This is a genomic window from Acidovorax sp. Root70 (genome assembly GCF_001428225.1).
Classification (GTDB): domain Bacteria; phylum Pseudomonadota; class Gammaproteobacteria; order Burkholderiales; family Burkholderiaceae_C; genus Acidovorax.
Window position 1 is genome coordinate 126,949 of sequence record NZ_LMHQ01000007.1, and the last position, 26,466, is coordinate 153,414.

Annotated in this window: 25 protein-coding genes; 15 read left to right on the forward strand and 10 right to left on the reverse strand. The window is 66.4% G+C overall.

Translation table 11 applies throughout. The annotated features are described in order from the left end of the window. Positions 1-3: 3 nt before the first annotated feature. Both ASD94_RS05310 and ASD94_RS05315 read left to right on the forward strand, forming a co-directional pair. Positions 4-573 (forward strand): TRAP transporter small permease, encoded by a 570-nt coding sequence (locus tag ASD94_RS05310; RefSeq protein WP_056639544.1) that lies wholly within the window; start codon positions 4-6, stop codon positions 571-573. Positions 574-606: 33 nt separating this feature from the next. Continuing rightward, on the forward strand, positions 607-1,887 hold the full coding sequence (locus ASD94_RS05315) for a TRAP transporter large permease subunit (RefSeq protein WP_056639546.1): 1,281 nt from the start codon (positions 607-609) through the stop codon (positions 1,885-1,887). Between the two features lie 92 nt (positions 1,888-1,979). Here the strand turns inward: ASD94_RS05315 and ASD94_RS05320 are convergent, their stop codons facing one another. After that, entirely contained in the window at positions 1,980-2,621 is a 642-nt protein-coding gene (locus ASD94_RS05320) for an NAD(P)-dependent oxidoreductase (protein WP_056639548.1), read from the reverse strand. A 134-nt stretch (positions 2,622-2,755) separates the two neighbouring features. On the opposite strand from ASD94_RS05320, the gene ASD94_RS05325 reads away from it, so the two are divergent. From ASD94_RS05325 to ASD94_RS05340, 4 genes are all read left to right on the forward strand, one after another. Then, positions 2,756-3,658: a LysR family transcriptional regulator gene (locus ASD94_RS05325; protein WP_056639550.1), complete on the forward strand. Its 903-nt coding sequence runs from the start codon at positions 2,756-2,758 to the stop codon at positions 3,656-3,658. A gap of 212 nt (positions 3,659-3,870) precedes the next feature. After that, a complete protein-coding gene (locus ASD94_RS05330; RefSeq protein ID WP_056639552.1) occupies positions 3,871-4,830 on the forward strand; it encodes a chemotaxis protein in 960 nt (319 codons plus the stop codon). Between the two features lie 339 nt (positions 4,831-5,169). After that, positions 5,170-5,715: a hypothetical protein gene (locus ASD94_RS05335; RefSeq protein WP_056639554.1), complete on the forward strand. Its 546-nt coding sequence runs from the start codon at positions 5,170-5,172 to the stop codon at positions 5,713-5,715. A 45-nt stretch (positions 5,716-5,760) separates the two neighbouring features. After that, entirely contained in the window at positions 5,761-6,423 is a 663-nt protein-coding gene (locus tag ASD94_RS05340; protein WP_056639556.1) for a DUF4124 domain-containing protein, read from the forward strand. Positions 6,424-6,477: 54 nt separating this feature from the next. Here ASD94_RS05340 and ASD94_RS05345 read toward each other — a convergent pair whose 3' ends face one another. After that, complete coding sequence (locus ASD94_RS05345) at positions 6,478-7,422, reverse strand: NAD-dependent epimerase/dehydratase family protein (RefSeq protein WP_056639558.1); 945 nt, start codon at positions 7,420-7,422, stop codon at positions 6,478-6,480. A 48-nt stretch (positions 7,423-7,470) separates the two neighbouring features. Between ASD94_RS05345 and ASD94_RS05350 the strand changes: the two genes are divergently transcribed. From ASD94_RS05350 to ASD94_RS05365, 4 genes are all read left to right on the forward strand, one after another. Then, positions 7,471-8,523, forward strand: coding sequence for a CDP-6-deoxy-delta-3,4-glucoseen reductase (locus tag ASD94_RS05350; RefSeq protein WP_056639560.1), 1,053 nt, complete (start codon positions 7,471-7,473; stop codon positions 8,521-8,523). A 36-nt stretch (positions 8,524-8,559) separates the two neighbouring features. Next, a complete protein-coding gene (locus tag ASD94_RS05355; protein ID WP_056639562.1) occupies positions 8,560-10,761 on the forward strand; it encodes an ATP-binding protein in 2,202 nt (733 codons plus the stop codon). After that, a complete protein-coding gene (locus tag ASD94_RS05360) occupies positions 10,758-11,444 on the forward strand; it encodes a response regulator transcription factor (protein WP_056639563.1) in 687 nt (228 codons plus the stop codon). The genes ASD94_RS05355 and ASD94_RS05360 overlap by 4 nt, the downstream gene beginning before the upstream one ends. A gap of 86 nt (positions 11,445-11,530) precedes the next feature. Further along, on the forward strand, positions 11,531-12,511 hold the full coding sequence (locus ASD94_RS05365) for a tripartite tricarboxylate transporter substrate binding protein (RefSeq protein WP_056639564.1): 981 nt from the start codon (positions 11,531-11,533) through the stop codon (positions 12,509-12,511). Positions 12,512-12,589: 78 nt separating this feature from the next. On the opposite strand, the gene ASD94_RS05370 is transcribed toward ASD94_RS05365, so the two are convergent. Next, the gene (locus tag ASD94_RS05370; protein WP_235510576.1) at positions 12,590-13,411 is read right to left on the reverse strand and encodes a ChbG/HpnK family deacetylase; all 822 of its coding nucleotides are present in this window, start codon (positions 13,409-13,411) and stop codon (positions 12,590-12,592) included. A gap of 27 nt (positions 13,412-13,438) precedes the next feature. On the opposite strand from ASD94_RS05370, the gene ASD94_RS05375 reads away from it, so the two are divergent. Further along, positions 13,439-13,888, forward strand: coding sequence for a GtrA family protein (locus tag ASD94_RS05375; protein WP_369818031.1), 450 nt, complete (start codon positions 13,439-13,441; stop codon positions 13,886-13,888). Here ASD94_RS05375 and ASD94_RS05380 read toward each other — a convergent pair. The 6 genes from ASD94_RS05380 to hda form a co-directional block, all read right to left on the reverse strand. Beyond that, positions 13,848-15,386, reverse strand: coding sequence for a glycosyltransferase family 39 protein (locus tag ASD94_RS05380; RefSeq protein WP_235510577.1), 1,539 nt, complete (start codon positions 15,384-15,386; stop codon positions 13,848-13,850). The genes ASD94_RS05375 and ASD94_RS05380 overlap by 41 nt on opposite strands. Before the next feature lie 31 nt (positions 15,387-15,417). After that, positions 15,418-16,371, reverse strand: coding sequence for a glycosyltransferase family 2 protein (locus tag ASD94_RS05385; RefSeq protein ID WP_056639721.1), 954 nt, complete (start codon positions 16,369-16,371; stop codon positions 15,418-15,420). Between the two features lie 415 nt (positions 16,372-16,786). Continuing rightward, the gene (gene folK, locus ASD94_RS05390; RefSeq protein ID WP_056639571.1) at positions 16,787-17,311 is read right to left on the reverse strand and encodes a 2-amino-4-hydroxy-6-hydroxymethyldihydropteridine diphosphokinase; all 525 of its coding nucleotides are present in this window, start codon (positions 17,309-17,311) and stop codon (positions 16,787-16,789) included. Positions 17,312-17,358: 47 nt separating this feature from the next. After that, entirely contained in the window at positions 17,359-18,969 is a 1,611-nt protein-coding gene (pcnB, locus tag ASD94_RS05395) for a polynucleotide adenylyltransferase PcnB (protein ID WP_056639572.1), read from the reverse strand. A 41-nt stretch (positions 18,970-19,010) separates the two neighbouring features. Beyond that, a complete protein-coding gene (locus ASD94_RS05400) occupies positions 19,011-19,715 on the reverse strand; it encodes an HAD family hydrolase (RefSeq protein WP_369818032.1) in 705 nt (234 codons plus the stop codon). Between the two features lie 179 nt (positions 19,716-19,894). Next, on the reverse strand, positions 19,895-20,593 hold the full coding sequence (gene hda / locus ASD94_RS05405; RefSeq protein WP_056639575.1) for a DnaA regulatory inactivator Hda: 699 nt from the start codon (positions 20,591-20,593) through the stop codon (positions 19,895-19,897). 259 nt (positions 20,594-20,852) lie between these two features. Here hda and ASD94_RS05410 point away from each other — a divergent pair, with 259 nt between their 5' ends. The 3 genes from ASD94_RS05410 to ASD94_RS05420 all read left to right on the forward strand — a co-directional run bounded on the left by ASD94_RS05410 (position 20,853) and on the right by ASD94_RS05420 (position 24,337). Beyond that, the gene (locus ASD94_RS05410) at positions 20,853-22,070 is read left to right on the forward strand and encodes an MFS transporter (RefSeq protein ID WP_056639577.1); all 1,218 of its coding nucleotides are present in this window, start codon (positions 20,853-20,855) and stop codon (positions 22,068-22,070) included. Positions 22,071-22,147: 77 nt separating this feature from the next. Beyond that, positions 22,148-23,197: a phosphoribosylformylglycinamidine cyclo-ligase gene (gene purM / locus ASD94_RS05415; protein WP_056639579.1), complete on the forward strand. Its 1,050-nt coding sequence runs from the start codon at positions 22,148-22,150 to the stop codon at positions 23,195-23,197. Between the two features lie 33 nt (positions 23,198-23,230). Continuing rightward, complete coding sequence (locus ASD94_RS05420) at positions 23,231-24,337, forward strand: AI-2E family transporter (RefSeq protein ID WP_235510578.1); 1,107 nt, start codon at positions 23,231-23,233, stop codon at positions 24,335-24,337. Between the two features lie 105 nt (positions 24,338-24,442). Here ASD94_RS05420 and ASD94_RS05425 read toward each other — a convergent pair whose 3' ends face one another. Next, positions 24,443-25,552 carry a PHB depolymerase family esterase gene (locus ASD94_RS05425; protein ID WP_056639581.1) on the reverse strand — a complete coding sequence of 370 codons (1,110 nt, stop codon included), beginning with the start codon at positions 25,550-25,552 and terminating at the stop codon, positions 24,443-24,445. A 321-nt stretch (positions 25,553-25,873) separates the two neighbouring features. Here ASD94_RS05425 and ASD94_RS05430 point away from each other — a divergent pair, with 321 nt between their 5' ends. Further along, positions 25,874-26,434, forward strand: a complete 561-nt coding sequence (locus tag ASD94_RS05430) for a cysteine hydrolase family protein (RefSeq protein ID WP_056639583.1) — start codon at positions 25,874-25,876, stop codon at positions 26,432-26,434. Positions 26,435-26,466: the final 32 nt, after the last annotated feature.

The window sequence follows — 26,466 nt, forward strand, 5'->3', positions numbered from 1 at the left end:
ACGATGCTCAATGCCTTCATCGACCGTTGCTGCCGCTGGATCAACCTGCTCATCGCGCTCGCGCTGGCCGTGATGGTGGCCATGGTGTTCGGCAACGTGGTGCTGCGCTATGCGTTCAACTCCGGCATTGCCATCAGCGAGGAGGTCTCGCGCTGGCTGTTTGTGTGGATCACCTTTCTGGGCGCCATCGTGGCGGTGCGCGAGCGGGGCCACCTGGGCACGGACTTTCTGCTGGCGCGCCTGCCGCCGCTAGGCCAGCGCATTTGCCTGGCCCTGAGCTACGCGCTGATGATCTGGTGCACCTGGCTGCTGTTCAGCGGCGCACTGGCGCAGGCGCGCATCAACTGGGATGTGGATGCACCGGTCACCGGCGCATCCATGGCCATCTTTTATGCGTCCGGCGTGGTGTTTGCCGTGGCGGCTGGCCTGCTGCTGGCGCTGGACCTGTGGCGCATCGTGTCGGGGCAAATGCCAGACAGCGAGCTGGTGCAGATCGCCGAATCCGAAGAACTGGCCGCCGTGGGCAGCCAGCTGCCGCACACAGCCCCCGCGCCCACGGCCTCACGCCAGTGAGCCCCACACCGCAATGACCTGGAGCGCACTTCCATGACCGTTTTTATCTTCCTCGGCTCCCTGCTGGCCGCCATGGCCATCGGCGTGCCGATTGCCTACGCGCTGCTGGTGTCCGGCGCAGCCCTCATGTGGCATCTGGACCTTTTCGATGCGCAGATCCTCGCGCAGAACGTGATCAACGGCGCGGACAGCTTTCCGCTGCTGGCCGTGCCCTTCTTCATGCTGGCGGGCGAGATCATGAACGTGGGCGGGCTGTCGCAGCGCATCGTCAAGCTCGCGCTCACGCTCGTGGGGCACAAGCGCGGGGGGCTGGGCTTTGTGGCCATCCTGGCCGCCTGCATGCTGGCGGCGCTGTCGGGCTCGGCCGTGGCCGACACAGCGGCACTGGCAGCCCTGCTGCTGCCCATGATGGTCAAAGCCGGGCACGATAAGGCGCGCGCAGGCGGGCTGATTGCGTCGGCCGGCATCATCGCGCCGGTCATCCCGCCGTCCATTGGCTTTGTGGTGTTTGGCGTGGCGGCCAATGTGTCGATCAGCAAGCTGTTTCTGGCGGGTATCGTGCCGGGGCTGCTGATGGGGCTGGCGATTGCAGTCACCTGGTACTGGGTCTCGCAGCGCGAAAACGTCACGCCACCGCCCAAGGCCTCCACCGCCGAGAAGCTGCAGGCGCTCAAGGAATCCACCTGGGCGCTGTTCCTGCCGGTCATCGTGATCGTGGGCTTGAAGATGGGCGTGTTCACCCCCACCGAGGCGGCCGCGGTGGCCGCGGTTTACGCCCTGTTCGTGGCAACGGTGGTCTACCGCGAGCTGCACTGGCGCCAACTGGCCGAGGTGTTCACCAGCGCCGCCAAAACTACGGCGGTGATCATGTTCCTGGTGGCGGCCGCCATGGTCAGCGCCTGGCTCATCACCGTGGCCGACATCCCGCGCCAATTGGTGGGCCTGCTCAAGCCGCTGATGGAACACCCCACGCTGCTGCTCATTGCCATCATGGTGCTGGTGATGGCCGTGGGCACCGCCATGGACATGACGCCCACCATCCTCATCCTCACGCCCGTGCTGATGCCGGTGGTGAAGGCTGCGGGCATCGACCCGGTCTACTTTGGCGTGCTGTTCATCATCAACAACGCCATCGGGCTCATCACCCCACCGGTCGGCACGGTGCTGAATGTGGTGGCCGGCGTGGGCAAGATGCGCATGGACGACGTCACGCGGGGCGTCATCCCGTTCATGGTGGCGCAGTTCGCGGTGATGTTCTTGATGGTGCTGTTTCCATCGCTGGTGCTGGTGCCGATGCGGTGGTTTACGGGGTGAATCTGAGGGTTTGAAGCAAAAAATGCCGCAAGCGCTAGTGGATATTGCGCTTGCAGCTATCAAATCAGGAGTTAATCACTACCGGGCACTGTTCAGTTAGCCACCGTGAACCGCTTTTGCACGTGGCGTGGTGTCTCCAGTTCGTCCGCCATTGCCACGGCCAGGTCGGCCACGCTGATGCTGCCAGGCTGGTCGCCGTTCATCAGCGGGGCTTCGTCGCCCAGTCGGTACTGGCCGGTGCGCTCGCCGGGCTGCAGCAGGATGGGGGGCGAGAGGAAGGTCCAGTCCAGCGTGTTTTCGGTGCGAATCCAGTTCAGCGCCTCGCGCGCGGCCAGAGCGCCCTGCTTCCATTCGGCGGGGAACTGAGGGGTGTCCACCAGCTGCACGCCGGGCGCCACAAACAGGCTGCCTGCGCCGCCTACCACCAGCAGTCGGCGCACACCGGCGGCCTTGGTGCCGTCGATGATGGCGCGCGTGCCCTTGAGGAACTGGTCGTGAATGTCTGGCACCGTCCAGCCAGGGTTGTAAGCGCTGACCACCGCGTCGTGGTCAGCGACCGCCTTGGCCACCTGGGTGGCGTCCTGCGCGTCGGCGGCGACCACCGTGAGGCCTTCGCGGGGGGTGAGCTTGCCAGGGTTGCGGGCCAGCACGGTCACGCGGTGACCACGTTGCAGCAGTTCATTCAGCACGGCCGAGCCGACAAAACCGGTGGCACCAATCAGGGCGATGTTCATACGGTGTCCTTGGGGTCAAAGTTGCGATGCAGTGAGAATAGGAGCTTGTCAAATCAGGCGGTAGAGGGCTAAAACAGCCTTTTCTTTGAAGCCTCACTTCACAATCAACTCCTTACCACTCCCGTTGCCTCCTGATGGAAGACCTCAAACGCATGGCCGTGTTTGCCGCCGTGGTGCAGCACGGCTCGATGAGCGGCGCCGCCCGCGCCCTGGGCATGAGCACCTCGGCGGTGAGTCAGCAGGTGCGCAAGCTCGAAAGCGATGGCGGCGTGACGCTGCTGCACCGCTCCACGCGCAAGCTGGCGCTGACCGAGGCAGGCCAGCGGTACCACGCGCGCTGCGCTGCCATGTGGGCTGCGGCGGAGCAAGCGCGCGCCGAACTGGCGGCCTCGCGCGATGCGCCCAGCGGCGAGTTGCGAATGTCGGCCACCGTAGGTTTTGCGCGGCACATTGCGCCCGCCCTGGGCGACCTGCTGGCCGCGCACCCGACGCTGCGCCTGCGGCTGCTGGTGGACGACTCCACCATTGATCTCATCAACGCCCGCATCGATCTGGCCGTGCGCTACGGGCGCCTGGCGGATTCGACCTGGGCGGCTCGGCGCCTGGGGGGCATGAGTTGGTACCTGTGCGCATCGCCCGACTGGGTGGCCGCACATGGCATGCCCCAGCACCCGGACGCGCTGCTGTCCCACAGCTGGCTGGGCTTTGCGCGAGAGGGGGGTGGGCTGCTCATCGACGTGCGCAGCCCCACCGGCGAACCCCGCGCGCTGCGGGTGGAGCCGCGCATTGCCAGCAACAACCAGCTGTCGATCCAGCAGATGTGCGAGGCAGGACTGGGGCTGGCCCTGGTGGGCAGCATGGATTCTCACGATGCGCTGCAGGCCGGGCGACTGGCTCGGCTGCTGCCGGAGTGGTCGTTTGGCACGCTGGACGTCTGGGCCGTCACGCCCCAACGCGATGCCCAGCCCGCCAAGGTGCGCCAGGCCATCGCGGCGCTGCACGCGTATCTGCGGCAGGTACCGGGCATTTCGGACTGAGAACCGAGGCCTGTCAGCACCCGTGTGCAGTCTTTTTGACGACCGCACGGGAGGGAGCCTGGCACAGCGCACCGCAACGGCGCAGCCACGCCAGCTTGCTGCAGTGCAATATTCGGGTATTGCCTGAACATTTAGCCCACTGCACACGGCGTTTGGGTCCTAGAATTTGTAAAGGCGCGTATCTCCATTACCTACCGCGCGAAGGACCCAACATGACAGCCATCCAGCAGGACATCGACGAGCGGACCAACCTCACCAGCACCAACAAGTTCGAACTGCTGCTATTTCGCTTGGGCACCGACAGCGCGCTGGGCAAATCGGAGCTGTTTGGCATCAATGTGTTCAAGATCCGCGAGATCGTGGCCATGCCGAGCATCACGCCGATCGCGGGCACCACAGCCCATTCGCTGGGAGTGGTCAATCTGCGCGGGCAGGTGATCCCGGTGCTGGACCTGCCATCCATCGTGGGCTGCAAGCCCCAGACGGGCCTCAACATCATGCTGGTGACCGAGTACGCGCGCACCACCCAGGCGTTTGCGGTCGAGTCGGTGGAAGACATCGTGCGACTGGACTGGAAGCAGGTGCTGTCGGCCGAGACCAGCGGCGCCGCGGGCAAGCTGGTGACCAGCATTGCCCGCCTGGACGGCAATACCGATGAGTCCCGCCTTGCCCAGGTGCTGGACGTGGAAGCCATCCTGCAGATGATCTCGCCCTCGGACGGCCAGGAGGTCACCGAGGAGAAGGTGGGTGCGAAACTCAAGCTCAAGCCCGGCTGCATCATCCTGGCGGCCGACGATTCGTTCGTGGCCCGCTCGCTGATCGAACAAGAGCTCAAGGTGCTCAATGCCCCGTATGAAATGGTGAAGTCCGGCAAGGAGGCCTGGGACCGGCTCAACGCCATCGCCAGGAGTGCGGCGGCCGAAGGCAAGACCGTGCTCGACCGCGTGGCCATGGTGCTGACCGACCTGGAAATGCCCGAGATGGACGGATTCACGCTGACACGCAACATCAAGCAGGACGCCCGCTTTCATGGGTTGCCTGTGGTCATCCACTCATCGCTGTCAGGCTCGGCCAACGAAGACCATGTGCGCAGCGTGGGGGCAGACGGCTATGTGGCCAAGTTTGTGGCGGAAGACCTGGCCGAAACCATCCGCAACGTCCTGCCCAAGTAAACCTGCGCGCGGCCAACCGGAGGGGCCCTGCGCGCCCCGACGCGGTGCACAGGCCTGGCAGAATTTTCGGATCCAAACAGCAGATAGCGCCATTAGCACATGGCCTGACTGCTATCGTTTTTGATGTATTCACGTCACATCCACATCGGCTGACACGGGTTGTTACGGCGGCAAGTGGCACCTGCACCGGCGCAAAGTCAACCAAATGGCACGCCCGCGCGCTAAAGTGGTTGGTACCCCTGTGCCAGCCCTCCGAAATTTGTAACGCTCCACCGGAGCGCTTTTCAAGGGCTTTACGGACAAGGCGGAACGCGCCCAGTCGGCCGGAGTCTGATCACCATGACCTACACCATCACCCGCATCCTTTCCGCCGCCGTCCTGGGAGCCCTAGTGACAGGGTGTGCCACCGTGCCGGGCGACCCGTACTACGACACTCCGCGCTACCCTGTGTACGAGCAGCCAGGCTACATCTACGGTGCCCCACAGCCGGTGTACCAGGCACCGCCCGTGTACCGTGCGCCCGGCGTGATCTATTCGGCCCCGCCGCCCGCCGTCTATTACGGTGGACGTGACCGCGACGACAACCGCTGGGACAACGACCGCAACCGCAATGACTGGCGCGAAAGAGAGCGTGAACGCGACCGCGCAGAGCGTGACCGGGCCGCCCGCGAACGCGACCGCCGCGATCAGCAAGCCCGCGAAGCCGACCGCCGCGCCCGCGAGCAAGACCAAGCCCGCCGCGAACAGGCCGAACGGGACCGCCGCGCTGCTGAAGACCGCCGCAACCGCGAGAACCGCCCCGGCCGGCTGGCGCCCGACAGCTACACCCCGAGCCCATACGACTGGCGCTCGCGCCAACAGTCCAACAGCCAGGAAAAACCTTGATGGCCTGGCGTTGAACCCGCTGCCCCCCACCACCTCCTCGTCACCATGAAGCCACGTAAACACTCCCTCATCGCTGGTCTGTGCGTGGTCTTCCTGGGTGCCCTGGCTCCCTGGGGAGCCCAGGCGCAAGTGATACGCTGCACCGACGCCGCCACAGGCAAGGTCACCTATACCGACGGCAAGTGCGCCAGCGGCGCCGCCGAGCGCGAGGTGGAGGCCCGCAAAACCCCGCAGGAGATCCAGCAGGAACGCGAAGAAGCCGCCGAAGCACTGGCCCGCAAACAGCAGCGCCTGCAAGCCGAGGCAACTGCCGCAGAGACCGAATCACGGCGCAACGCACCGCGGGACCACACGGCCCCGGCCAAAGCCACCGACTATGCGCGCTCTCCAGAATGCGCCCGCTCACGGCGGAACCTGGACGTGGTGCTGAGCAGCGCCACGGGCGGAGGCTACGAGCAAAACCTGCGGGTGGAGGCAGCACAGCGCCAGGTCGATCTGGACTGTCTGGGCCCCCAGGGCTACGCAGAGGTGGAGAAATCCCGTCCCCGGTCAAACACCACGGCGCCCGTGGTGGTCGTGCCCCCTCCGTACTACCCCGTGCGGCCCACGCCGGTGCAGCCACCGGCGCCTACCCCTGCCCCCAAAAAATTCACGCAGTGCAACGTGTTTCGCTGCTACGACGCCCAAGGCAACAGCTACCCCCGCTGATCTGGCGCCCATTGCCGGCAGCATGAGAAAAGTTCGAAGTTCTTGCGCGGCTTCTCAGGCCCGCAAACCTTCGGCCACACTGGGATAACGCAACCGCAGCCCCAGCTCGCGCAGCATGCGCTGATTGTCCAGCCGGCGTGATTCGCTCATGAAGCTCAGCAGCATCAGCGATAGCTGCTCCTGCGCCGTGCTGCGCGGCACCCGCGGCGGGCGCGGCAGGCCGTAAAGGTCGGCCGCCAGGTCGAAGTAGTCCCCCATCTTCATCTGCGTGGAGTCACTCACGTTGTAGGCGCGCTGCGGGCGCCCTTTCCATACCGCGGCCATGCACGCCCGCGCCAGGTCGTCGGCATGGATGTGGTTGGTGAACACATCGTCTTCGGTCACCAGTACCGGAGTGCCCCGGCGCAAGCGCGCCTCCGGGGTGCCCCCCTCTCGGTCGGGCGCGTAGATGCCCGGAATGCGCAGCACGGAGGCCCGCACGCCGGCACGGCCCAGGTGGCGCACAGCCCGCTCGGCATTCACACGGCGCTGGGCACGCGGCGTACCGGGGGCCACGGAGCGCGTCTCAGCCACCAGGGCACCATGGCAGTCGCCATACACTCCACTGGTGGACGCATAGGCCAATGACGCTGGCAGGCTGCGCAGCCGCAGTGCTCGGGTCAACGCCACGGTGCGCGGGTCGCGCCACCAGGCATCTCCCCCCGCGCCTTCCCCGGGCGGGGGCGCCAGATGCAGCACCCGCGTGGCCAGACCAGACAGCCTGCGCAGCGTGGCCGCATCGTCCAGATTGCCCACCAGAGGCCGGGCCCCTTGTGCCCGAAGCTCCGCCACCCGCCCGGCACTGGAGGTCAGTGCCAGCACCTGCATGCGCCCGGCCCCGGGGCCGGTCTGCACATTGCGCAGCACCCGTTGACCTACATCACCACAGCCGACGATGAGCAGACGTTCGCGGCGAAAGCGGGCCGGCAGGGCGCCAAGGGGGTTTTGGTTTGAAGGCAAAATCGGGGCCGTCCGTTGACTACTAGAGCCCCCGAGGATACCCACTCCATGACCAGCGCCGAGTCCGTTTTCCAGATCACCGTGCAGCCCAGCGGCCGCGCTTTCAGTGCCAATGCGGGCGAAGCCATCCTGGCCGCAGCCATCCGCAGCGGCGTGGGCCTGCCCTATGGCTGCAAGGACGGCGCCTGTGGCTCGTGCAAGTGCAAAAAAATCAGCGGGACCGTCCAGCACGGCGCCCACCAGTCCAAGGCCCTCACGGCCGATGAAGAAGCGGCGGGCCTGGTGCTCACCTGCTGCGCCCAGCCGCTGTCCGACGTGGTGCTTGAATCCCGCCAGGTCACCGACGAAAGTGCCTACCCCGTCAAGAAGATGCCGGTGCGCGTGGCGTCGCTCGAAAAGAAGTCGCACGACGTGATGCACGTGCGCCTGCAGCTGCCCGCAGCCGATACCTTCCGCTACCACGCGGGCCAATACATCGAATTCATCCTGCGCGACGGTGCTCGCCGTGCCTACTCGGTGGCCAACGCACCGCACACCCAGGCCGAGGCGCCGGGCGTGGAGCTGCACATCCGGCACATGGAGGGCGGCAAGTTCACAGACCACGTGTTCGGCGCGATGAAAGAAAAGGAAATCCTGCGCGTCGAAGGCCCGTTCGGCAGCTTCTTCCTGCGCGAAGATTCGGACAAGTCCATCGTACTGCTGGCATCCGGCACCGGCTTTGCCCCCATCAAAGCGCTGATTGAGCACCTGCAGTTCAAGGGCATGACCCGCCCCACCGTGCTGTACTGGGGAGGCCGCCGCCCCGGCGACCTGTACCTGGACGACTGGGCCAAGGCCCGCGTGGCGGAGCTGCCGTGGCTGCGTTATGTGCCGGTCATTTCCAACGCCCTGCCCGAGGACGGCTGGACCGGCCGTACCGGCTTCGTGCACCAGGCGGTGCTGGACGACTTTGCGGATCTATCGGGCCACCAGGTCTATGCCTGCGGTGCGCCCATCGTGGTCGAATCCGCCCGCGATGCCTACAGCGCTCAACGCGGCCTGCCGCCCGAGGAATTCTTTGCCGACGCGTTCACGTCAGAAGCCGACAAGCACGGCGGCTGACCCGGCACATCCACGACACGAGCCACCCCACTGACCGTGCGCCCAGCGCCCGCCCAGCCCACCCCGCAGGGCGCGCCGCAGCGCTGGCCCCAGGCCCGGCGCGCGGGCTTCATTGCCACGCTGCTGTGCCTGGCGGCGCTGCTGGTGTGGGGTGCGGGCGAATGGGCTGAACAGAGCGAACGCGATGCCCAGTGGGACAACCTGCGCCGCCTCGGCGAGGTGCAAGCCCTGGCGCTGCGCGGCGTGGCCACGCGCTACAACTATCTGCCCTTCACGGCCGCGCAGCACCCGCTGGTGCGGCAACTGCTGCGCCAACCTGCATCGCAGGCTGTGCGCGACGCTGCCAACGCCTACCTGCAGGCGGTGAACCAGCATGCGGGCTCTGACATGCTGTACGTGATGGACCCGCAGGGCCTCACGCTCGCGTCCAGCAACTGGGACACCCCCAACAGCTTTGTCCACCAGAACTACGGCAACCGCCCGTACTTTCGCGATGCCCTGGCGGGCCAGACGGGCCGCTTTTATGGCGTGGGCAAAACCACGGGCGAGCCCGGCCTGTTTGTCTCCGCCCCCGTGGTTGAAGCGGGCCGGGTGATCGGCGTGGTGGCGGTCAAGGTGCGCATGGAGCCCATCTCCGACCCCTGGGCCCAGCTGCGTGATCCGGTTTTCGTGACGGACGAGCAGGGCATCGTATTTCTGGGCTCAGTGCCCGGCTGGCTCTACCGTACCAGCCGGCCCTTGCCCGCGCCGCTGGTACAGCAGCTACAGCACAACGAACAGTACGGCACGGGCTGGGCCCCGCGCTCCGTGCCCTGGACCCTGCGCCCCCAGGACGACTCGCCCGGCGCCGAACTGCGCCTGGACGGCCCTGGCGGCAAGCGGTATCTGGCCTTTGAGGAGAAGCTGCCCGATCTGGGTTGGACCCTCACCGTCACCGCCGACAGCCGCGTGGTAGCCCTGGCACGGCAACAGGCGTGGGCGCTGGCCACACTGGCCTCGGGCCTGCTGGTGCTGGGCGCGCTCTACTGGCAGCTGCGCGAGCGGCGGCTGGCAGAGACACGCCTGGCCCGTATCGAACTGGAGCAGCGTGTGCAGGAACGCACCCACGCGCTGCAGCAGGCCCAGGCGTTCCGCCAGTCGATGGAGGACTCACTGCTGGTAGGCATGCGCGCACGCGACCTGGAAGGGCGCATCGTCTACGTCAACGCCGCCATGTGCGACATGGTGGGCTACCGGGCCGATGAACTCATCGGCCAACGGCCGCCCTATCCCTACTGGCACCCTGACGAGCTGGACCGCCACTGGAATGACAGCGACACCGTGCTGGCTGGCAACGCCTTTCCCCAGGGGCGGGAAAACCGCCTGAGGCACCGCGATGGTTCGGACGTGTACACCATGTTCTACACCACGCGCCTCATCGACGGCAGCGGCCAGCACATCGGCTGGATGAGTTCGGTGGTCAACATCACCGCGCAAAAGCGGGCCGAGGAACAGCAGCAGCAGCGCGAGACCCAGCTGCAGCGGGTGCAGCGCGTCATCACGGTGGGCGAGATGGCCTCCACGCTGGCGCATGAACTGAACCAGCCGCTCGCCGCCCTGGTCAACTACGCAGCGGCTGCACGTGCGCTGGCCGCGCAGGGCAAGACGGGACCTCTGAACGACAGCCTGGAGGCCTTGTCGGCCCAGGCGCTGCGAGCCGCCGACATCGTGGGCCGCATCCGCCGCTGGGTGCGCCAGCATCCCGAGAGCCGCGAGCCCTGCGACCTGTCGGCCATCGTGGAGCAGTCATTGGAGCTGCTGCTGCGCGCCGAAGCGCGCCGGCAGGGGATTCCTGTGCGCGTCGATCAGGCCGATACCCCATTGAAGGTGAGCGCCGACCGCGTGCTGCTCGAACAGGTCGTGATCAACCTGGGCCTGAACGCGCTGCAGGCCATGCAGACGCACCAGCCCCCGCCCGGTGGCCACGAGTTGCGGCTGCGCATGGCAGCGTACGCAGATTGCGCACTGGTGCAGGTGCTCGACCGGGGCCCGGGCCTGCCACCTGGCATCGCCGAGCGCCTGTTCGAGCCATTCTTCACCACACGCTCCGACGGACTGGGCCTGGGCCTCAACATCTGCCGATCCATCATTGAGAGCATGGGTGGCCAGCTGCAGGCCCACAACCGCGAGGGCGGCGGCGCAGTCTTCGAGATCCGCCTGCCGCTCGCCAACGCCCCTGAGAATGCCGCCACACCATGACCTACGACACCCTCCCCACCGCCGCCGAGTCGCCCGATGACACCGCGGTCTACATCGTGGACGACGACGAAGGCGTGCGCCAATCGCTGGCGGCCCTGCTGCTGGCACGCGGATACACGGTGCGCTCCTTTAAGGGCGGTGAGGCCTTTCTGGCAGAAGCCGCGCTGGACCAGCCCGGCTGCGTGCTGCTGGACCTGCGCATGGAGGGCCTGAGCGGGCTGCAGGTGTTCCACGAACTCGGCCAGTGCCACAGCGCGCTCAAGACCGTGTTCCTGTCGGCCCATGGCGAGCTGTCCTCCGCCGTGACAGCCGTCAAGCAGGGGGCGGTGGACTGGCTCGAAAAGCCCTGCAACGAAGCCACGCTGCTAGCCGCTGTGGAGAAAGCCTCCACGCTGTCGCAAGCGCAGGCACGACAGGCGCAACGGCAGCAGCAACTGCGCGAGCGCTGGAACGCCCTGAGCCCTCGCCAGCAAGAGGTGGCCCAACTGCTGGGCACCGGCCTCAGCAGCAAGGAAGTAGCCCGCGCGCTGGCTCAGCGTGACCCGGAGCGCCCCATCGACCCACGCACCGTGGACACGCACCGGTCCGCCATCTTCCTGAAGCTCGACATCCGCTCGTCGCACGAACTGGGCATGCTGGTGGAAGACCTGGGCGTGGCGCTTGCCGCACCCCGTTCGGCATGAACATCCCCGGCCTCCCCTCCCCGCCCGACCATCACCGCCTCAGGGCTTCATAAGCTTTCTTACGAATTTTTTGCACAATGGCACCCATGAACCGCAGAAACATCCTCCTCGCCAGTGCCGTTGCCGCCGCAACGGTGTTTTCTCCCTCCATCGCTTCGGCGCAGGATGCCGGCCAGCCCATCCGCCTGATCGTGCCGTATGCACCTGGCGGCCCCATCGACGTGACGGCCCGCGCGCTGGCCGAGCGCGTGCGCGATTCGCTGGGCACGGTGATCATCGACAACAAGGGCGGCGCGGGCGGCAACATCGGCGCCGACGCGATTGCCAAGGCCGCACCTGACGGACTGACCATCGGCATCGCCGCCACCGCTACCCATGCGGTCAACCCCTGGCTGTATGCGCGCATGCCGTATGACGCGGGCAAGGACTTTGCCGGCATCACGCAGATGGTGCGCGTGCCCAACGTGCTGGTCATGAACGCTGCCAAGGCCGAGCAGCTCAAGATCCACACCGTGGCCGACCTGATTGCCTACGCCAAGGCCAACCCCGCCAAGCTGAACTACGGCAGCGGCGGCAACGGCAGCGCGGGCCACCTGGCCGGTGAAATGTTCAAGCAGCGCGCTGGCATTTATGCCCTGCACATCCCCTACCGGGGCGCCAACCCGGCCCAGCTCGCGCTGCTGGCGGGCGAGGTGGACTTCAACATCGACAACCTGGCCGCCGCAGCGCCCAATATCCGCGCGGGCAAGCTCAAGGCGCTGGCCGTGACCTCGCTCGACGCCTCGGCCTCGCTGCCGGGCGTGCCGCCCCTGTCTGCCACGTTCAAGGGCTTCTCCATCGACACCTGGTGGGGCTTGGTGGCGCCTGCCGCCACGCCCAAGCCCATCATCGACAAGCTGAACAAGGCCTTTGTGGCGGCGCTGAATGCGCCCGAGACCAAGACCCGCTTTGCCGCCCTGCTGGCCGAACCCGTGGCCACCACGCCGCAGCAGTTCGACAGCTTCATGGCCAGCGAACGTGCCAAGTACCAGCAGGTGGTGAAGGCGTCCGGGGCCAAGGTGGATTAAGAAGCGGGGCGATGGATGTACCGTGGTACCGTGTCGCGGTATCGCCCTCGCCTCGCGGGGCGGCATGGACGCTGCCCTTCATTGCGCTGGCAGTCCCGCCAAAATTTGCCCCATCGGCGCAAGACGCACGCGCGCAGCATGGAGAGCGTCCTTAAAGGCTTCTGCGCCAAGAACCTCAAGCTCTGCCTGCCGAGCCGCTGCCAGCAAATCATGCTCGCCTGGTGAAAGCAGCCCGGCATGGCACATCAGCAGATCGCCATGGCGAGCCGCATGCAGCCATGCATCGAGCCGGGCGCGGTACTGAGCAGCATCTCCACGGAAGTTATAGACACCCAGCAACCGCGCGTTTTGCCGCAGCCCCTGATGCTGCGCAAGTGCCGATAGCGCCCGTGCACCCAACCACGCAATGACGTGGCTCTTGAACCGAGTGCGCGCATCAAGATGTGCCGCTCCTTGCGGTGCATGCGTCGCGCGCAGCCACAGCCCCCGCGAGGGATATCTGCCGGCAAGCTCTTGCAGAAGCACATTGCGTACCTGCGGCAACTGATGCACGTGTTGATGCCCATCCACATAGGCGGGAGCGCAGCCCAGAGCCGCTTCAAAAGCGTCCAGTTGACTCGCTACCTCCGCACGCAGAGCTACTGGGTCCAGCTGGTGCAGGTAAGCGCGCGCAATCAGGTGACCCAAGGGCTGGCGGCTTGCGGGGTTGATCGGACACTCTGTGAGGTCCAGGTGCAACCCTATCTCTACGCTACCTGTGCGTGCCACCTCAAACAAGCCCCGCGCGCCTTCTGGCCACGCCGCGCCGCCCACCATGGCAGACACGGCCTGCACACGCCCCTGTCGCACCAGGGCGAATACAGCGTCATTGATACCTTGGTGCAAACCAAAGTCGTCCACGCAAATGCTGATGCTGCGCCAACTGCTATGCTGGCCCGCCCCACCATGATCCAGAACCGCCCCCTCCATCTCCTGCGATTTGCCGACAAGCAGCGCGGCCGCATCGGCTGGTTTGTGGTGGTCGGATGCGTCGCCGCTGCTGTGCATTGGGGCGTCGCCACCGGCATGGTGGCGTTTGCGCATTGGGCGCCACTGCAGGCGAACGTCGTGGGCTGGATCGTCGCACTGACAGTGTCGTTCACCGGTCACCACCAGCTCAGCTTTCGCGGTCATGGTGCCTCCGTGGGCAGCGCTGGGTTGCGCTTCCTGTGTATTTCGGGTGGAGGCTTTCTCGTCAACGAACTCGCCTATGCATTGCTGTTGCGGTGGACCTCGGCGCGCTACGACCTGCTGCTGGCCTGCGTGTTGGTCTCGGTGGCCGGAGCGACCTACTTGCTCAGCCGCCATTGGGCTTTCCTGCGCAGCGCAGAGCGCTGAGCTGTGCGGGCTGGCGCACATCGACGCGCCACAGGGTTTCCCCACGCAAGGTGAGCACCGCTTCTGCTTGCGCCAGAAAATCGTAGCGCTTGCGCAATGCCTCAGACGCTACCACCCAGCTGACCGGCTGGCGGCAAAGCGCCGCAGGCAGCGCTGCTGGCGTCATCAGCAACTGTTCTGCGCGCTGGCGAGAGAATCCGCCCGCATCCGACATCTCCTTGCGCCAGTTATCGCGCAATGCAATTTCTGGATCATCCCAATCATCAACCACCACCACAGGGTCTTGCAGACGCGCATAGAACGGCACGTCGTAGTGATAGCTCCGAATGAAATACACGGGCTCGCCGTCAGCGCGGTACTCGCGCAGAACAAGCCCAAGGTTGCGGGTGGAATGGCGTTGATCCCACACCAACCCTGCCACCACACCCAGCCCCAACACTGCACTGAACGCGAGAGTGGCCCACCACCAACGCTGGCGTGAAGCTCCCGTGGCTGATGCCCCGGTGGCGTCGGCCATCAGCCACGCCAAGGGAGCAACGGCAGGGAAGATATAGCCTAGCAACTTGGATTGCGGCATTGAAAAGAACAACACCACGCAAAACACCGCCAGCCCCATCAACTGGCGCACTGCGGCATGCTGAGGCGATACCGCAGCTGTCCCCACAAAGTACCTCTGCGTCAGCAAGCTGCGGCTCCACAGCAGACAAGGCAAACTCATCAGCGCCAAAACCACGGGGTAAAACCATGCAGGCTGTACGTTGTTGAACCCCCCGGCTGCAAAGCGCTGGAAATGCTGCACCACAAAAAAATAGTGCAGGAAGCCATCGAAACGCTGCTGCATGGCAAGAAACCAGGGGGCTGCCACCAGCAAAAACAGCATCGCCCCCGTTGGGGACATGAGCGCCCAGACCGTGCGCCAGCGTCTGCGCAACACCAGCCAGAAGCCCACCACCATGGCAGGTATCACAAAGCCGATCAGCCCCTTGGCCAAAACGCCCAAGGCGGACAGGCCATAGGCCAGCAGCAAGGCTCTGCGGTAAGCAAGCCCTTGCTCAAAACACAAGGCTGCATGGGCCAACGCCAGGATCGTGGCGGTGATACAGCCGGCTACCAGCATGTCAAGGTTGGCGAACTGCCCGCCCACAAAAAACAGAGGCTGAGCCAAGAGCACCCACAAGACACGCCGCGCCGATGTCAAACCACACCAGTGCTTTGTGAAGAGGTACAAAGACAATGCGCCCAAGGTCGCTCCAGCAATGGATGCTGCACGGGCGGCAATCTCTGTCAATCCTCCCACCGACAACGCTGCGCCAGTGATCCAATAAAACAGGGGTGGCTTGTGGAAGAAGGGTAGGCCGTTGAGCGTCGGTGTCAGCCAATCACCAGAACGCAGCATCTCCCAGGCCACCGAGACATACCTCCCCTCGTCGGGCAGCATCAAGGGACGCGCCCATGCAGTGGCAGCCAGCCAAAAAAGAATCAACGCGGCGACAAGCACTCCGTCACGCAGTCCGCCCGAACGCTTCCAATCATTCATGGAACGCCCCCAAACCACGACCTAAATCGGACTGCACGACATACAACGGCCGCCGCTTCACTTCCTCGTAGATGCGACCCACATACTCACCGACCACACCCAGGGAAACCAACTGGATACCGGCAAACAGCATCAGACTCACAACAATGGTGGTCCAGCCACTCACGTCGTGGCCGTACAGAAAGTAGGTGACCGTGAGGTACGCACCATAGCCAAAAGCCAGCAGCGCCAACACAAAACCCAGCGCAATCACCGCACGCAGTGGCCACACGGTAAAGGCCGTCAAACCATCCAACGCCAACCGGATCATGCGGATCGGACTGAAATGACTGTGTCCGTGAACCCTGGCATCAGGCACATAGGGAATTGCCACTGCCTCAAATCCCACCCAGGCGTACAAGCCCTTCATGAACCGATTGCGCTCCGGTAGCGCCAGCAGTGCATCCACCACCTTGCGATCCATCAAGCGGAAATCCCCTGCGCCGGGCGGCACCTCAAACCGGTCTGCTCCATTGATCAGGCGGTAAAACCAGCGTACCCCCAAGCGCTTGAAGGCACTCTCGGTCTCGCGGTGCTTGCGCACTGCGTACACCACGTCGGCCCCGGCGCGCCAGTGGCGCACGAAGCTATCCAGCAAGGCAGGGGGATGCTGAAGGTCCGCATCCATCGTCGCTACCACGTCGCCCGCAGCGACCTGCAGACCGGCCGTGAGCGCAGCCTCTTTGCCAAAGTTGCGCGACAGCCGCACCCCCCGCACGCCAGGCTGGAGCGTCCATTCCCGCAGGCGCTCGGCGGTGCCGTCCGAGCTACCGTCATCGACCAGCACGATCTCCCACCGCGGCGCCAACCTGGCCAGCGCTTCGCACACCAACGGCAGCAGGCGCTCCAGGTTTTCGGCTTCGTTGTAGCAGGGGATCACGCAGCTGATGGACAGCAGGGTGCGCAGGTCACCGGAACGGTCAGCGACGGCGCTATCGGCAACGGGTTGTTCGGCCGCTCGGTCAACGAGCGCGACGACTTCCTTTGCAATCAACGGGTGATTCACGCAACATTCTCCGCCCGTAGAAAAAGGGCAAGCAATGAATGTGTCTGCCGCCACTTAACTGCGCATTAAGAGCGGCGCCAAAACTCAGTGAACGGCTTCCGCTGTTCCTGGTCAAGCGCACGTTGCAGTCGACTTGAATAAGGACTCTGGGACCCGAAAACTGCGCCCCGAGCATTTGTCCAGCAGCGTGAGCGGAAAAGCCCCTTGCGCTCAGTTCCGACATGAACAGGACAGGGAAAGCTCTGAACGGCTACTCTGGATGCGCGACGAATGAGCTTGCTTAGGTCGCCTGACGAAGTTGTCCAGCGTACCTTGATCAATCAGGAGAATCTACCCAATCGGCCTTTGCAATGCAGCGAATGGACTGGTCTGCCACCCCGGACAAGGCGGACGCCGCCACCCGATCCGGCACCAGGTCGGCCAGGGGGCGCAACACAAACGCACGCTCGGCCATGCGGGGGTGGGGCACGGTGAGTGCGGGGGTGTCCATCACACAGTCGCCAAACCACAGGATGTCCAGATCCAGCGTGCGCGGGGCGTTGCGGTAGGGGCGCTCGCGGCCCGCGGCTTGTTCGATGGATTGCAATGCCTGCAGCAGGGCCTCGGGCGCGAGGGTGGTGGTTGCTTCGGCCACAGCATTCAGGTAGTCCGGGCCACCGGCATCGACCGGCGCGCTGCCGTAGAGGGGCGATACACGCAGAAGCTGCGTCCCGGGCAACCGGCCGATGGCGGCCAAGGCCGCGCGCAGGGTGGCTTCCCGGTCCCCCAGGTTGGCGCCCAGGCCGATAAATACGGAAACCGCAGGGGTTGCCCGCGGGGCGCCACCCTCGGCATCGCTCATCACCGGATGCGCCGGCTCAGCCACGGTCAAGGCAGCTCTCGGTAACGTCACTCGCCCGCAGTGGCGGGGGCGGCGCCTTCGCCACCACCCGGCTTGCGACGGCGGCGGCGGCGCTTCTTGGGGGCAGCACCGTCAGAGGGGAATTCGGTGTCGCCGTCCGCAGGCCCAGCATCCGACCCAGCAGCGACCGGTGCCGAGCCATCGGCACGGGGCACACGGCGCGGATCGGCCGCGGGTGCGGCGCGGGGTACGCGCTTGACCACAGGCTGCGCTTTCTGGCGCGCCTTCTGCTCTTCCTTGGCCTGGTCCATCAGGTCATCACGGCGCTCGTCGTCGGCGGCCTGGAAGTCCTGCCACCACTCGGCCAGCGCTTCTTCGACCTCACCCACATCGGCACGCAGACGCATGAAGTCGAACCCGGCCCTGAAGCGCGGCTGCATGACCATGCCGAACGGCGTATTGCCCACGCGCTTTTCAAAGCGCGGCTGCATGACCCAGATCTCGCGCATGTCGGCCGCCAGCTTGCCGCGGCCCGAGACGTCGCCGATGCGGCGATCAAACACCTCGTCGATGGCCTCTTGCAGCGCGGGCAGCGGGTGCTGGCGCTGGTTCAGGCGCTCCTGCCAGCCATTGCGCACGTCTTCCCACAACACGCAGGCCAGCAAAAAGCTGGGGGCCACGGGCTTGCCTTCGTTCACGCGGCGGTCGGTGTCCACCAGAGCGGCTTTGACGAACGGCGTGTCGGCACGCTCCACCGCCACATCGAGCAACGGGTAAATGCCCTTGGCCATGCCCAGCTTGCGCAGTTGCTCGATGGTGGCAATGGCGTGGCCCGTCTGCAGCAGCTTGAGCATTTCGTCAAACATGCGGCTCTGGGGCACCTCGGCCAGCAGTGCCTGCGACTGCACCAGGGGCGCTGCCGACTTGGCGTCGATGCTGAACCCCAGCGGGCTCAGCTTGGCGGCAAAGCGCACCGCCCGGATGATGCGCACCGGGTCTTCGCGGTAGCGCGTGGCGGGGTCGCCAATCATGCGCAGCGTCTTCTTCTTGGCGTCCTGCAAGCCCTTGTGATAGTCCACCACGATCTGGCTGACCGGATCGTAGTACATGGCGTTCACGGTGAAGTCGCGGCGCGTCGCGTCTTCGTCCTGCGGCCCCCAGACGTTGTCACGCAGCACGCGGCCGCTGGCGTCCACGGCATGCTGCATGCCCGACAGCTGCGCCTTGCTGGTCTTTTCGTTGCCCGTCACCTGGCCCGCGGCGGCGTTGTCGAGGTAGGCACGGAAGGTCGAGACCTCGATCACCTCGTGCTCACGGCCCCGACCGTGCACCACGTGTACGATGCGAAAGCGCTTGCCGATGATGAAGGCGCGGCGGAACAGGCCCTTGACCTGCTCGGGCGTGGCATTGGTGGCCACGTCGAAGTCCTTGGGGCGCAGGCCCAGCAGCAAGTCGCGCACGGCACCGCCCACGATGTAGGCCTCGAAGCCAGCGTCCTTGAGCGTCTGCACCACCTCGGCTGCGCGGCGGTCCACCAGTTCGGGGTTGATGCCGTGCACCGAGGCGGGCACCTCTTCGCGCTTGCCGAAGTGGGGCTTGCCGCCCGAGGCTCCAGGCGTCGATTTGCCCAGCAGTTTGTCGATGAACTTCTTGATCATGGGTAGGGAGGTATCAGGGGATCGGGCGCTGGGCGCAGGTGTCAGGAGGGCTCCTGGCCGGTGGGGGCCGCGAACAGGTCCAGTATGCGCCAGCCGCGCTCCTGGGCGAGGGCGCGCAGGCGCGGGTCGGGATTGGTGGCGACCGGGTGGTTCACCTTTTCCAGCAGGGGCACGTCGTTCATGGAGTCGCTGTAGAACGTGCTCTCCACATCGGCCCAGCTGAGTTGCCGCTCGGCCAGCCATTGTTCCATGCGGCGCACCTTGCCTTCGCGCATGGTGGGGATACCGTCGATCTCGCCGGTGTACCAGCCACTGGCATCGCGCACCAGCTGCACGGCCAGCAGCTGCGGCACACCCAGTGCCTGGGCGATGGGCGTGGTCACGAACTCGTTGGTGGCGGTGACGATCAGCACTTCGTCACCCGCCGCCTGGTGCTGGCGAATCAGGTCGAGCGCCTGGGGCTTGATGGCGGGGGTGATGACCTCGCGCATGAACTGCTCATGCGCCGCCGCTGCGGCCTCGGGCCCACGCAGGCGCACGGCCTCGGTGGCAAAGCGCACGTAGTCGTGCACGTCGAGCGTGCCGGCCTGGTAATGGGCATAGAACTCGTCGTTGCGGCGCGCGAACTCCACCGGGTCGTTCCAGCCGATGCGGATGGTGAACTCGCCCCACTCGTAATCTGAGTCGAGCGGCAGCAGCGTGTGGTCGAGGTCAAACAGCGCCAAGCGAAGGCGGCTTCTTTGCATTTCAGTCATTCAATAAATTGCGCTGCACGAGCGGTTGCAAAAACTGTCGCAGCCCAAACCCAGCGGCCGCCGCGCAAGGGCCGCCCCGCCGCGCTGGCGGCGTCCCCCTTCCCGCAGTGCGCAGCACAGCGAGAGAAGGGGGAAGCGGCGCAGCCGCTCAGGGGGTTGTCCCTCATTTTTCATTCCGATTCGAGCATCGTCTTGAGCAGCGGAATCGTGATGGCGCGCTGGGTGCGCAAGGCAAACGCGTCGAGCTGGTCCAGCAGCTGCATGAGGCTGCCCAGGTCGCGCGAAAAGCGGTTGAGCATGTAATCCATGACTTCATCGCCCAGGAACACGCCGCGGGCGTCGGCTTCCTGGCGCAGCACAGCGCGGCGCTCGGCCTCGCCCAGCAGCTGCAGCTGGAACACATGGCCCCAGCCCAGGCGGCTGCGCAGGTCGTCGCGCAGCGGCAGGTCGGCGGGGGGCAGGTCGCCCGCAGCCAGCACCCAGCGCTGGCTGCCGCTGGCGGGACTGATGGCGTTGACGAACCAGTTGAAGGCGGTGGCCTGCTGGGCGGTGCTGTACAGGTGCACGTCGTCCATGACGACGGCGGCCCAGCTTTCATCAAAATCCGGCGGCTCGGCCACCGAGGGGTCGAGCCAGCCCACGCTGGAGCCCTGCTCGCGCAGGGCCTGGCGCACGGCCTGCAGCAAATGGGTCTTGCCGCTGCCCGGTTCGCCCCACAGATAGGTGGGGACCGGGGAACGGGTGGCTTCGCTGCTGCCTGCCCCGGCGGCCAGGCGCAGGTGCTGCAGCGCGGCCTCGTTGGGTCCGGCAAAAAAACGCTCCAGGGTCGGCCCGGTGGCCAGGCCGATGTCCAGCGCCAATTGCTTCATCGTCATGCGCGGCACCCGCACAGCGCAGGCTGAACCGTGGCGGAAGGTGCGGAAGCGGCGGTCAGGAAGAGGGTCAGCAGCGGCATCACAAGTGGGTGGGAAGGCACCGGGCCGTCGATGACTCCGGCCAGGCGCGGCGACAAAGTGGCGTACGGCGCGTGGTCACCGACCGGCTCCCTGGCAGGGGCTGGGCGACAATGGCCGCGATTTTAGTCTGCTGCCAGCCGCCGCTCGGCCCCACCCTCGCCTGCCTTGCACCATGACACCTCCCGCCTCCCCCGCCAAGCGCCTGCCCGCGAGCATCTGGGCACTGGGCTTCGTCAGCCTGCTGATGGACGTGTCGTCCGAGATGATCCACAGCCTGCTGCCGGTGTTCCTGGTCACCACGCTGGGGGTCAGCATGCTGGCGGTGGGCCTCATCGAGGGCGCGGCCGAGGCCACGGCGCTGGTGCTCAAGGTGTTCTCGGGCGTACTGAGCGACTGGTGGGGGCGGCGCAAGCCGCTGGCGGTGCTCGGCTACGGGCTCGGGGCGCTGTCCAAGCCGCTGTTTGCCATCGCGCCCACCGTGGGCCTGGTGGTCACGGCGCGCCTCATCGACCGCGTGGGCAAGGGCATCCGCGGCGCGCCGCGCGATGCGCTGGTGGCCGACCTGGCGCCGCCCGGCATGCGGGGCGCGGCGTTCGGGCTGCGGCAGTCGCTGGACACCGTGGGCGCGTTTCTGGGCCCCTTGCTCGCCATGGGGCTGATGCTGCTGTGGGCCAATGACTTCCGCGCCGTGTTCTGGGTGGCGGTGATTCCGGCCGCCCTGTGTGTGGCCGTGCTGCTGGTGGGCGTGCAAGAGCCCGAACGCACCGCATACGCCGTGCGCACCAACCCCATCCGCCGCGAGAACCTGCGACGCCTGGGTGGCGCCTACTGGTGGGTGGTGGCCTTGGGCGCCGTGTTCACGCTGGCGCGCTTCAGTGAGGCGTTTCTGGTGCTGCGCGTGCAGCAGGGCGGCCTGCCGCTGGCTTGGACACCGCTGGTGCTGGTACTGATGAATGTGGTGTTTGCGCTGGGCGCCTACCCGCTGGGCAAACTGGCAGACAGCACCCGCCACACCACGCTGCTGGCCTGGGGGCTGGTGGTGCTGATTGCGGCCGATGCGCTGCTGACCTTCAGCGACAGGGGCGCCGTTGCCTGGCTGGGCATTGCGCTGTGGGGCCTGCACATGGCCATGACGCAAGGGCTGCTGGCCACGATGGTGGCCGACACCGCGCCCGCCGACCTGCGCGGCACGGCGTTTGGCATGTTCAATCTGGTCAGCGGCGTGGCGCTGCTGGTGGCCAGCGGCCTGGCGGGCCTGCTGTGGGACCGGCTGGGCGCCAGCGCCACGTTTGGCGCCGGAATGCTGTTTGCCACGCTGGCGCTGGCGGGTGTGCTGGTGCAATCTACCCGGCACGGTCGCACCCCAAAGCCCCCTGTCACACAGGGCTGAGTGAGGGTGCCGAGGCGTGCCCCTTAAAATCCCCGGATTCCAGCCCGCCCGGCGGGCCTACCAGCACCACACCATCCATGAGCTCTTCTGCCCCCTCCACCCCCATCTCCTACAAAGACGCCGGCGTTGACATCGACGCGGGCGACGCCCTGGTCGAGCGCATCAAGCCGCTGGCCAAGAAGACCATGCGCGAAGGTGTGCTGGCGGGCATCGGCGGCTTTGGCGCGCTGTTTGAGGTGCCCAAGCGCTACAAGGAGCCCGTGCTGGTCTCCGGCACCGATGGCGTGGGCACCAAGCTCAAGCTGGCGTTTGAATGGAACATGCACGACACCGTGGGCATCGACCTGGTGGCCATGAGCGTGAACGATGTGCTGGTGCAGGGCGCCGAGCCCCTGTTCTTCCTGGACTACTTCGCCTGCGGCAAGCTCGACGTGGACACGGCCGCCGCCGTGGTCGGCGGCATCGCCAAGGGCTGCGAGCTCTCGGGCTGCGCCCTGATCGGTGGCGAAACCGCCGAAATGCCCGGCATGTACCCAGCGGGCGAATACGACCTGGCCGGCTTTGCCGTGGGCGCGGTCGAAAAATCCAAGATCCTGACCGGCAAGGACGTGGCCCCTGGCGACGTGGTGCTGGGCCTGGCCAGCCACGGCGTGCACTCCAATGGCTTCTCGCTGGTGCGCAAGTGCATTGACCGTGCCGAAGCCGCTGGCACCGTGCCCGCCACCCTGGACGGCAAGCCCTTCAAGCACGCCATCATGGAACCCACCCGTCTGTACGTGAAAAACGTGCTGGCCGCGTTGGCTGCTCACCCCATCAAGGCCCTGGCCCACATCACTGGCGGCGGCCTGCTGGAGAACATCCCCCGCGTGTTGCCCGACGGCACCGCCGCCCACCTCAAGAAGGGCAGCTGGCCCCAGACCGAGCTGTTCGCCTGGCTTCAGAAGACCGCCGGCATCGACGACATCGAAATGAACCGCACCTTCAACAACGGCATCGGCATGGTGGTGGTGGTGGACGCGGCCAACGCCGAAGCCACGGCCGCCACGCTGCGCGCTGCGGGCGAGCAGGTGTATGCGATTGGCACGATCGCCGCGCGCGGCGAAGGCGCCTCCGTGGTGGTGGCCTGATACCCGACCTGGAACACTGCCCCCTTAACGCGCATGGCGCAGCGCCCCGCTCCGGCACCCGCCCCCTCAGCGCAGACTGAGCCCACGCTCACCACCCTGCCGCCGCGCGCCCTGAGCCAGAGCATCGTGGTGGCCAGCTACCTGCTGGTGGCCGCTGCGCTGTTGCTGGCGATGTGGCGCGGCCTGCTGCCCGGCCTGCTGTGCGTGTGCCTGGGTTTTTTGCTGACCCGCGCGCTCACGGGCTGGTTTGCCGCAGGGCTGGGCCGCGTTCAGCGCCAGGCCACGCCGTCCGCCACCCACCTGCGCGTGGCGCAGGTCACGGCCGCTGGCCTGGTGATGCTGCTGCCGCTGGCACTGCTGGCGTTGGGCTTCACGCATTCGCGCGGTTACCTGGTCAGCGCACCGCAGCAGTACCAGGAATTGCTCACCTACATGGCCCGCACGGTGCTGGAGCTGCGCCTGAAGCTGCCCGCCGACATGGCCTCCCACCTGCCCGAGGGCGTGGCAGACATCCAGCGCATCATTGCCAGCTACTTGGGCGCCAAGGCCGGGGCGCTGGCCATGGCGGGCCGGGCCTGGCTCGCCGGTGTGCTGTTTGCCTATGTGGGCCTGCTCATCGGCGCGCTGGCTGCGGTGCGACCACCCGTGCTGGCGCGCGGCCCGCTGGCCCAGCAGCTCAAGCTGCGCATCACGCTGTTCGGCGAGGCGTTCCGCCAGATCGTGGCGGCCCAGTTCTGGATCGCGGCGTTCAACACCCTGCTCACCGCTCTGTTTCTGCTGTTTGTGCTGCCGATCTGGGGGCTGCAGCTGCCCTACACGCCGGTGCTGATCACCTTCACCTTCGTGGCCGGGCTGGTGCCCATCGTGGGCAACCTGGTGTGCAACGTGGTGATCACCATCGTGGGGCTGTCGGTGTCGCCGCTCGCAGCCGCCGCCTGCCTGGGCTTCCTGATCCTGATCCACAAGGCCGAATACGTGATCAACGCCAAGGTGGTGGGCCGCCGCACCCAGATGGGCGTGTGGGAGCTGCTCTCCGTCATGTTCGTGGCCGAGGCCGTGTTTGGCCCTGCGGGGCTGGTGGCGGCACCGCTGTTCTACGCCTACCTCAAGAAGGAACTGGTGGCCGCTCGGCTGGTGTGACCCCGGCGTTGCGCACCCTGCCCAGGAGGCACCCGATGGCTTTTGCAGTCATCTTTTGATAGCAGCTAGCGCAATATGCACTAGCGCTTGCGGCCATTTTCTTGCTTATTTTCCGAATTGCCGGGCCACAAAGGCCCAGATGAGCGCCGACGCATCCGGACCGGCCGGGTCGCTGTAGGGCAACTGGGCGGTACCGCCGCTCCAGGCATGGGCCAGCCCGACCACCTCGCGCAGGGCGACCATGGTGCGCCCGCGGGCCTTGAATTCGGTCACCCGCATGGGGTAGCGCTGGCCCCGCTGCAAGGTACGGATGGCACCCGCCCGCGCGCCCAGCGCATCGGCCCACAACTGAGCGGTGGCCGCTGCATTGCGCACCGACACCACACCATCGGCATCGCCATGCAGGATCAACAGAGGGGGCAGGGCCGCAGGGGCGCCAACGGGTAGCACCGGGGTGGCTGCAGCGTTAGCCGCAGGGGGGTCGGGCAGATGGGCTTCGCGGCGGCCATGCATGGCGGCCAGGGCGGTGGCGGCCGATTCGGCCGTGCCGGGCGCCACGCCCGAATGCATGGCCACGGCGCAGAACCGGTCGGGGAACAGCGCCGCCATCAGCACCGCCATGCTGGCGCCGGCCGAGAGCCCGGCCACCGCCACCCGCGCCAGGTCCACCGGCAGGCGGCGCGCCACCTTGTCCACGGCAGCCAGCAGCGTGGCGGCTTCGGCCTCGGCGCGGCCATTGCGGCGTTCAAACCAGTTCCAGCAGCCCTGGGCGTTGGCCACGCGCTCCTGCTCGGGGTACAGCACCACAAACCGATGGCGCGCCGCCAGCCGGTTCATGCGCGACACGGCGGCAATGTCCCGCCCCGTCTGGCCGCAGCCGTGCAGCATGACCAGCAGCGGCAGCTTTTCGCCCGGACGCAGGGCCAGCCCGGTGGGCACATACGCATGAAACCGCCGCGCCCCCGCCGGGCCGGGCGCAACGCCGGAGATCCACTCGCCCCGCACCGGCACCGGCTTGCCGGCCGAGCGCGGCGTACGGGCCGTGGAGGGCCCTTTGGCCACCGCCACCTTGCGCGGCGCCGCCCGCAGCTTGGACGCCGCCTTGGCCCGCACCGGCCGGGTGGAGGCCCGCGCAACCCGCGCGAAAGCCTTGAGATTGCGCTGGTAGGCCCGCGCCAGGGACGACAGCGAGAACAGGCGGGAGCGGCGGGGCATAGGCAGGTGGTCTTGCAGGCGATGTCGAAAACACAGGGAAAACCCTAGCCACCTTAACAGCTTCCTGCCTGGAATAGATGTCGCTACTTTTTTGATAGCTATAGAAGCATGATTCACGGGCGCCTACCAACGATTTGGCCTCAAAACCTCCTGGCATGGCATCCCCAGCGCGTAAAAGGCGCCTGCACGCACAGTCAGATTCGTCCACCAGCAAAATGATGATGGCTTAAATTGATCGAATCCTGTCTCCGTCGGTTCGGACCTCGCTCCTTTGAACAACGAACATAAGCACATCCCAACCACTTCCTTTGAAAGCGTTCCATGAAAACCTGTCTGATAGTGATCGATGTCCAGGAATCGTTTCGCCACCGCCCTTTTTTCACCGAACACGACCTGCCCGCCTACCTGCAGGCGCAAAACGCCCTGATCGACGGGAGTGTGGCGCGGGGCATCCCGGTGCTGCGCGTGTTCCATAGCGAAGGCCCGGAGGTCGCCGAGAACCCGTTCTCGCTGGCCTCGGGCCAGGTGCGCGCGCTTGACGGTCTGGCGCCTTTTGAGGCGGCGGCCACCTTCACCAAGTCGCGCCACAGCGCACTGGTGGGCACGGGCCTCGATGTGTGGCTCACGCGCCATGGCATCCAGCGCCTCATCATCAGCGGCATTCGCACTGAACAGTGCTGCGAAACCACCACGCGCCACGCCTCGGACCTGGGCTGGAATGTGGACTACGTGACCGATGCCACCCTGACCTGGGACATGGTGCAGCCCGACGGCCAGGTGCTGGCCGCAGCCGACATCAAGACCCGCACCGCCACCGTGCTGCAGGGCCGCTTTGCCACGCTGTGCACCTTGCAGCAGGCTCTGGACCGGGCAGCCGCATGAGCGCCGCGCCGGGCCGCCCCAAGCAAGCTCGC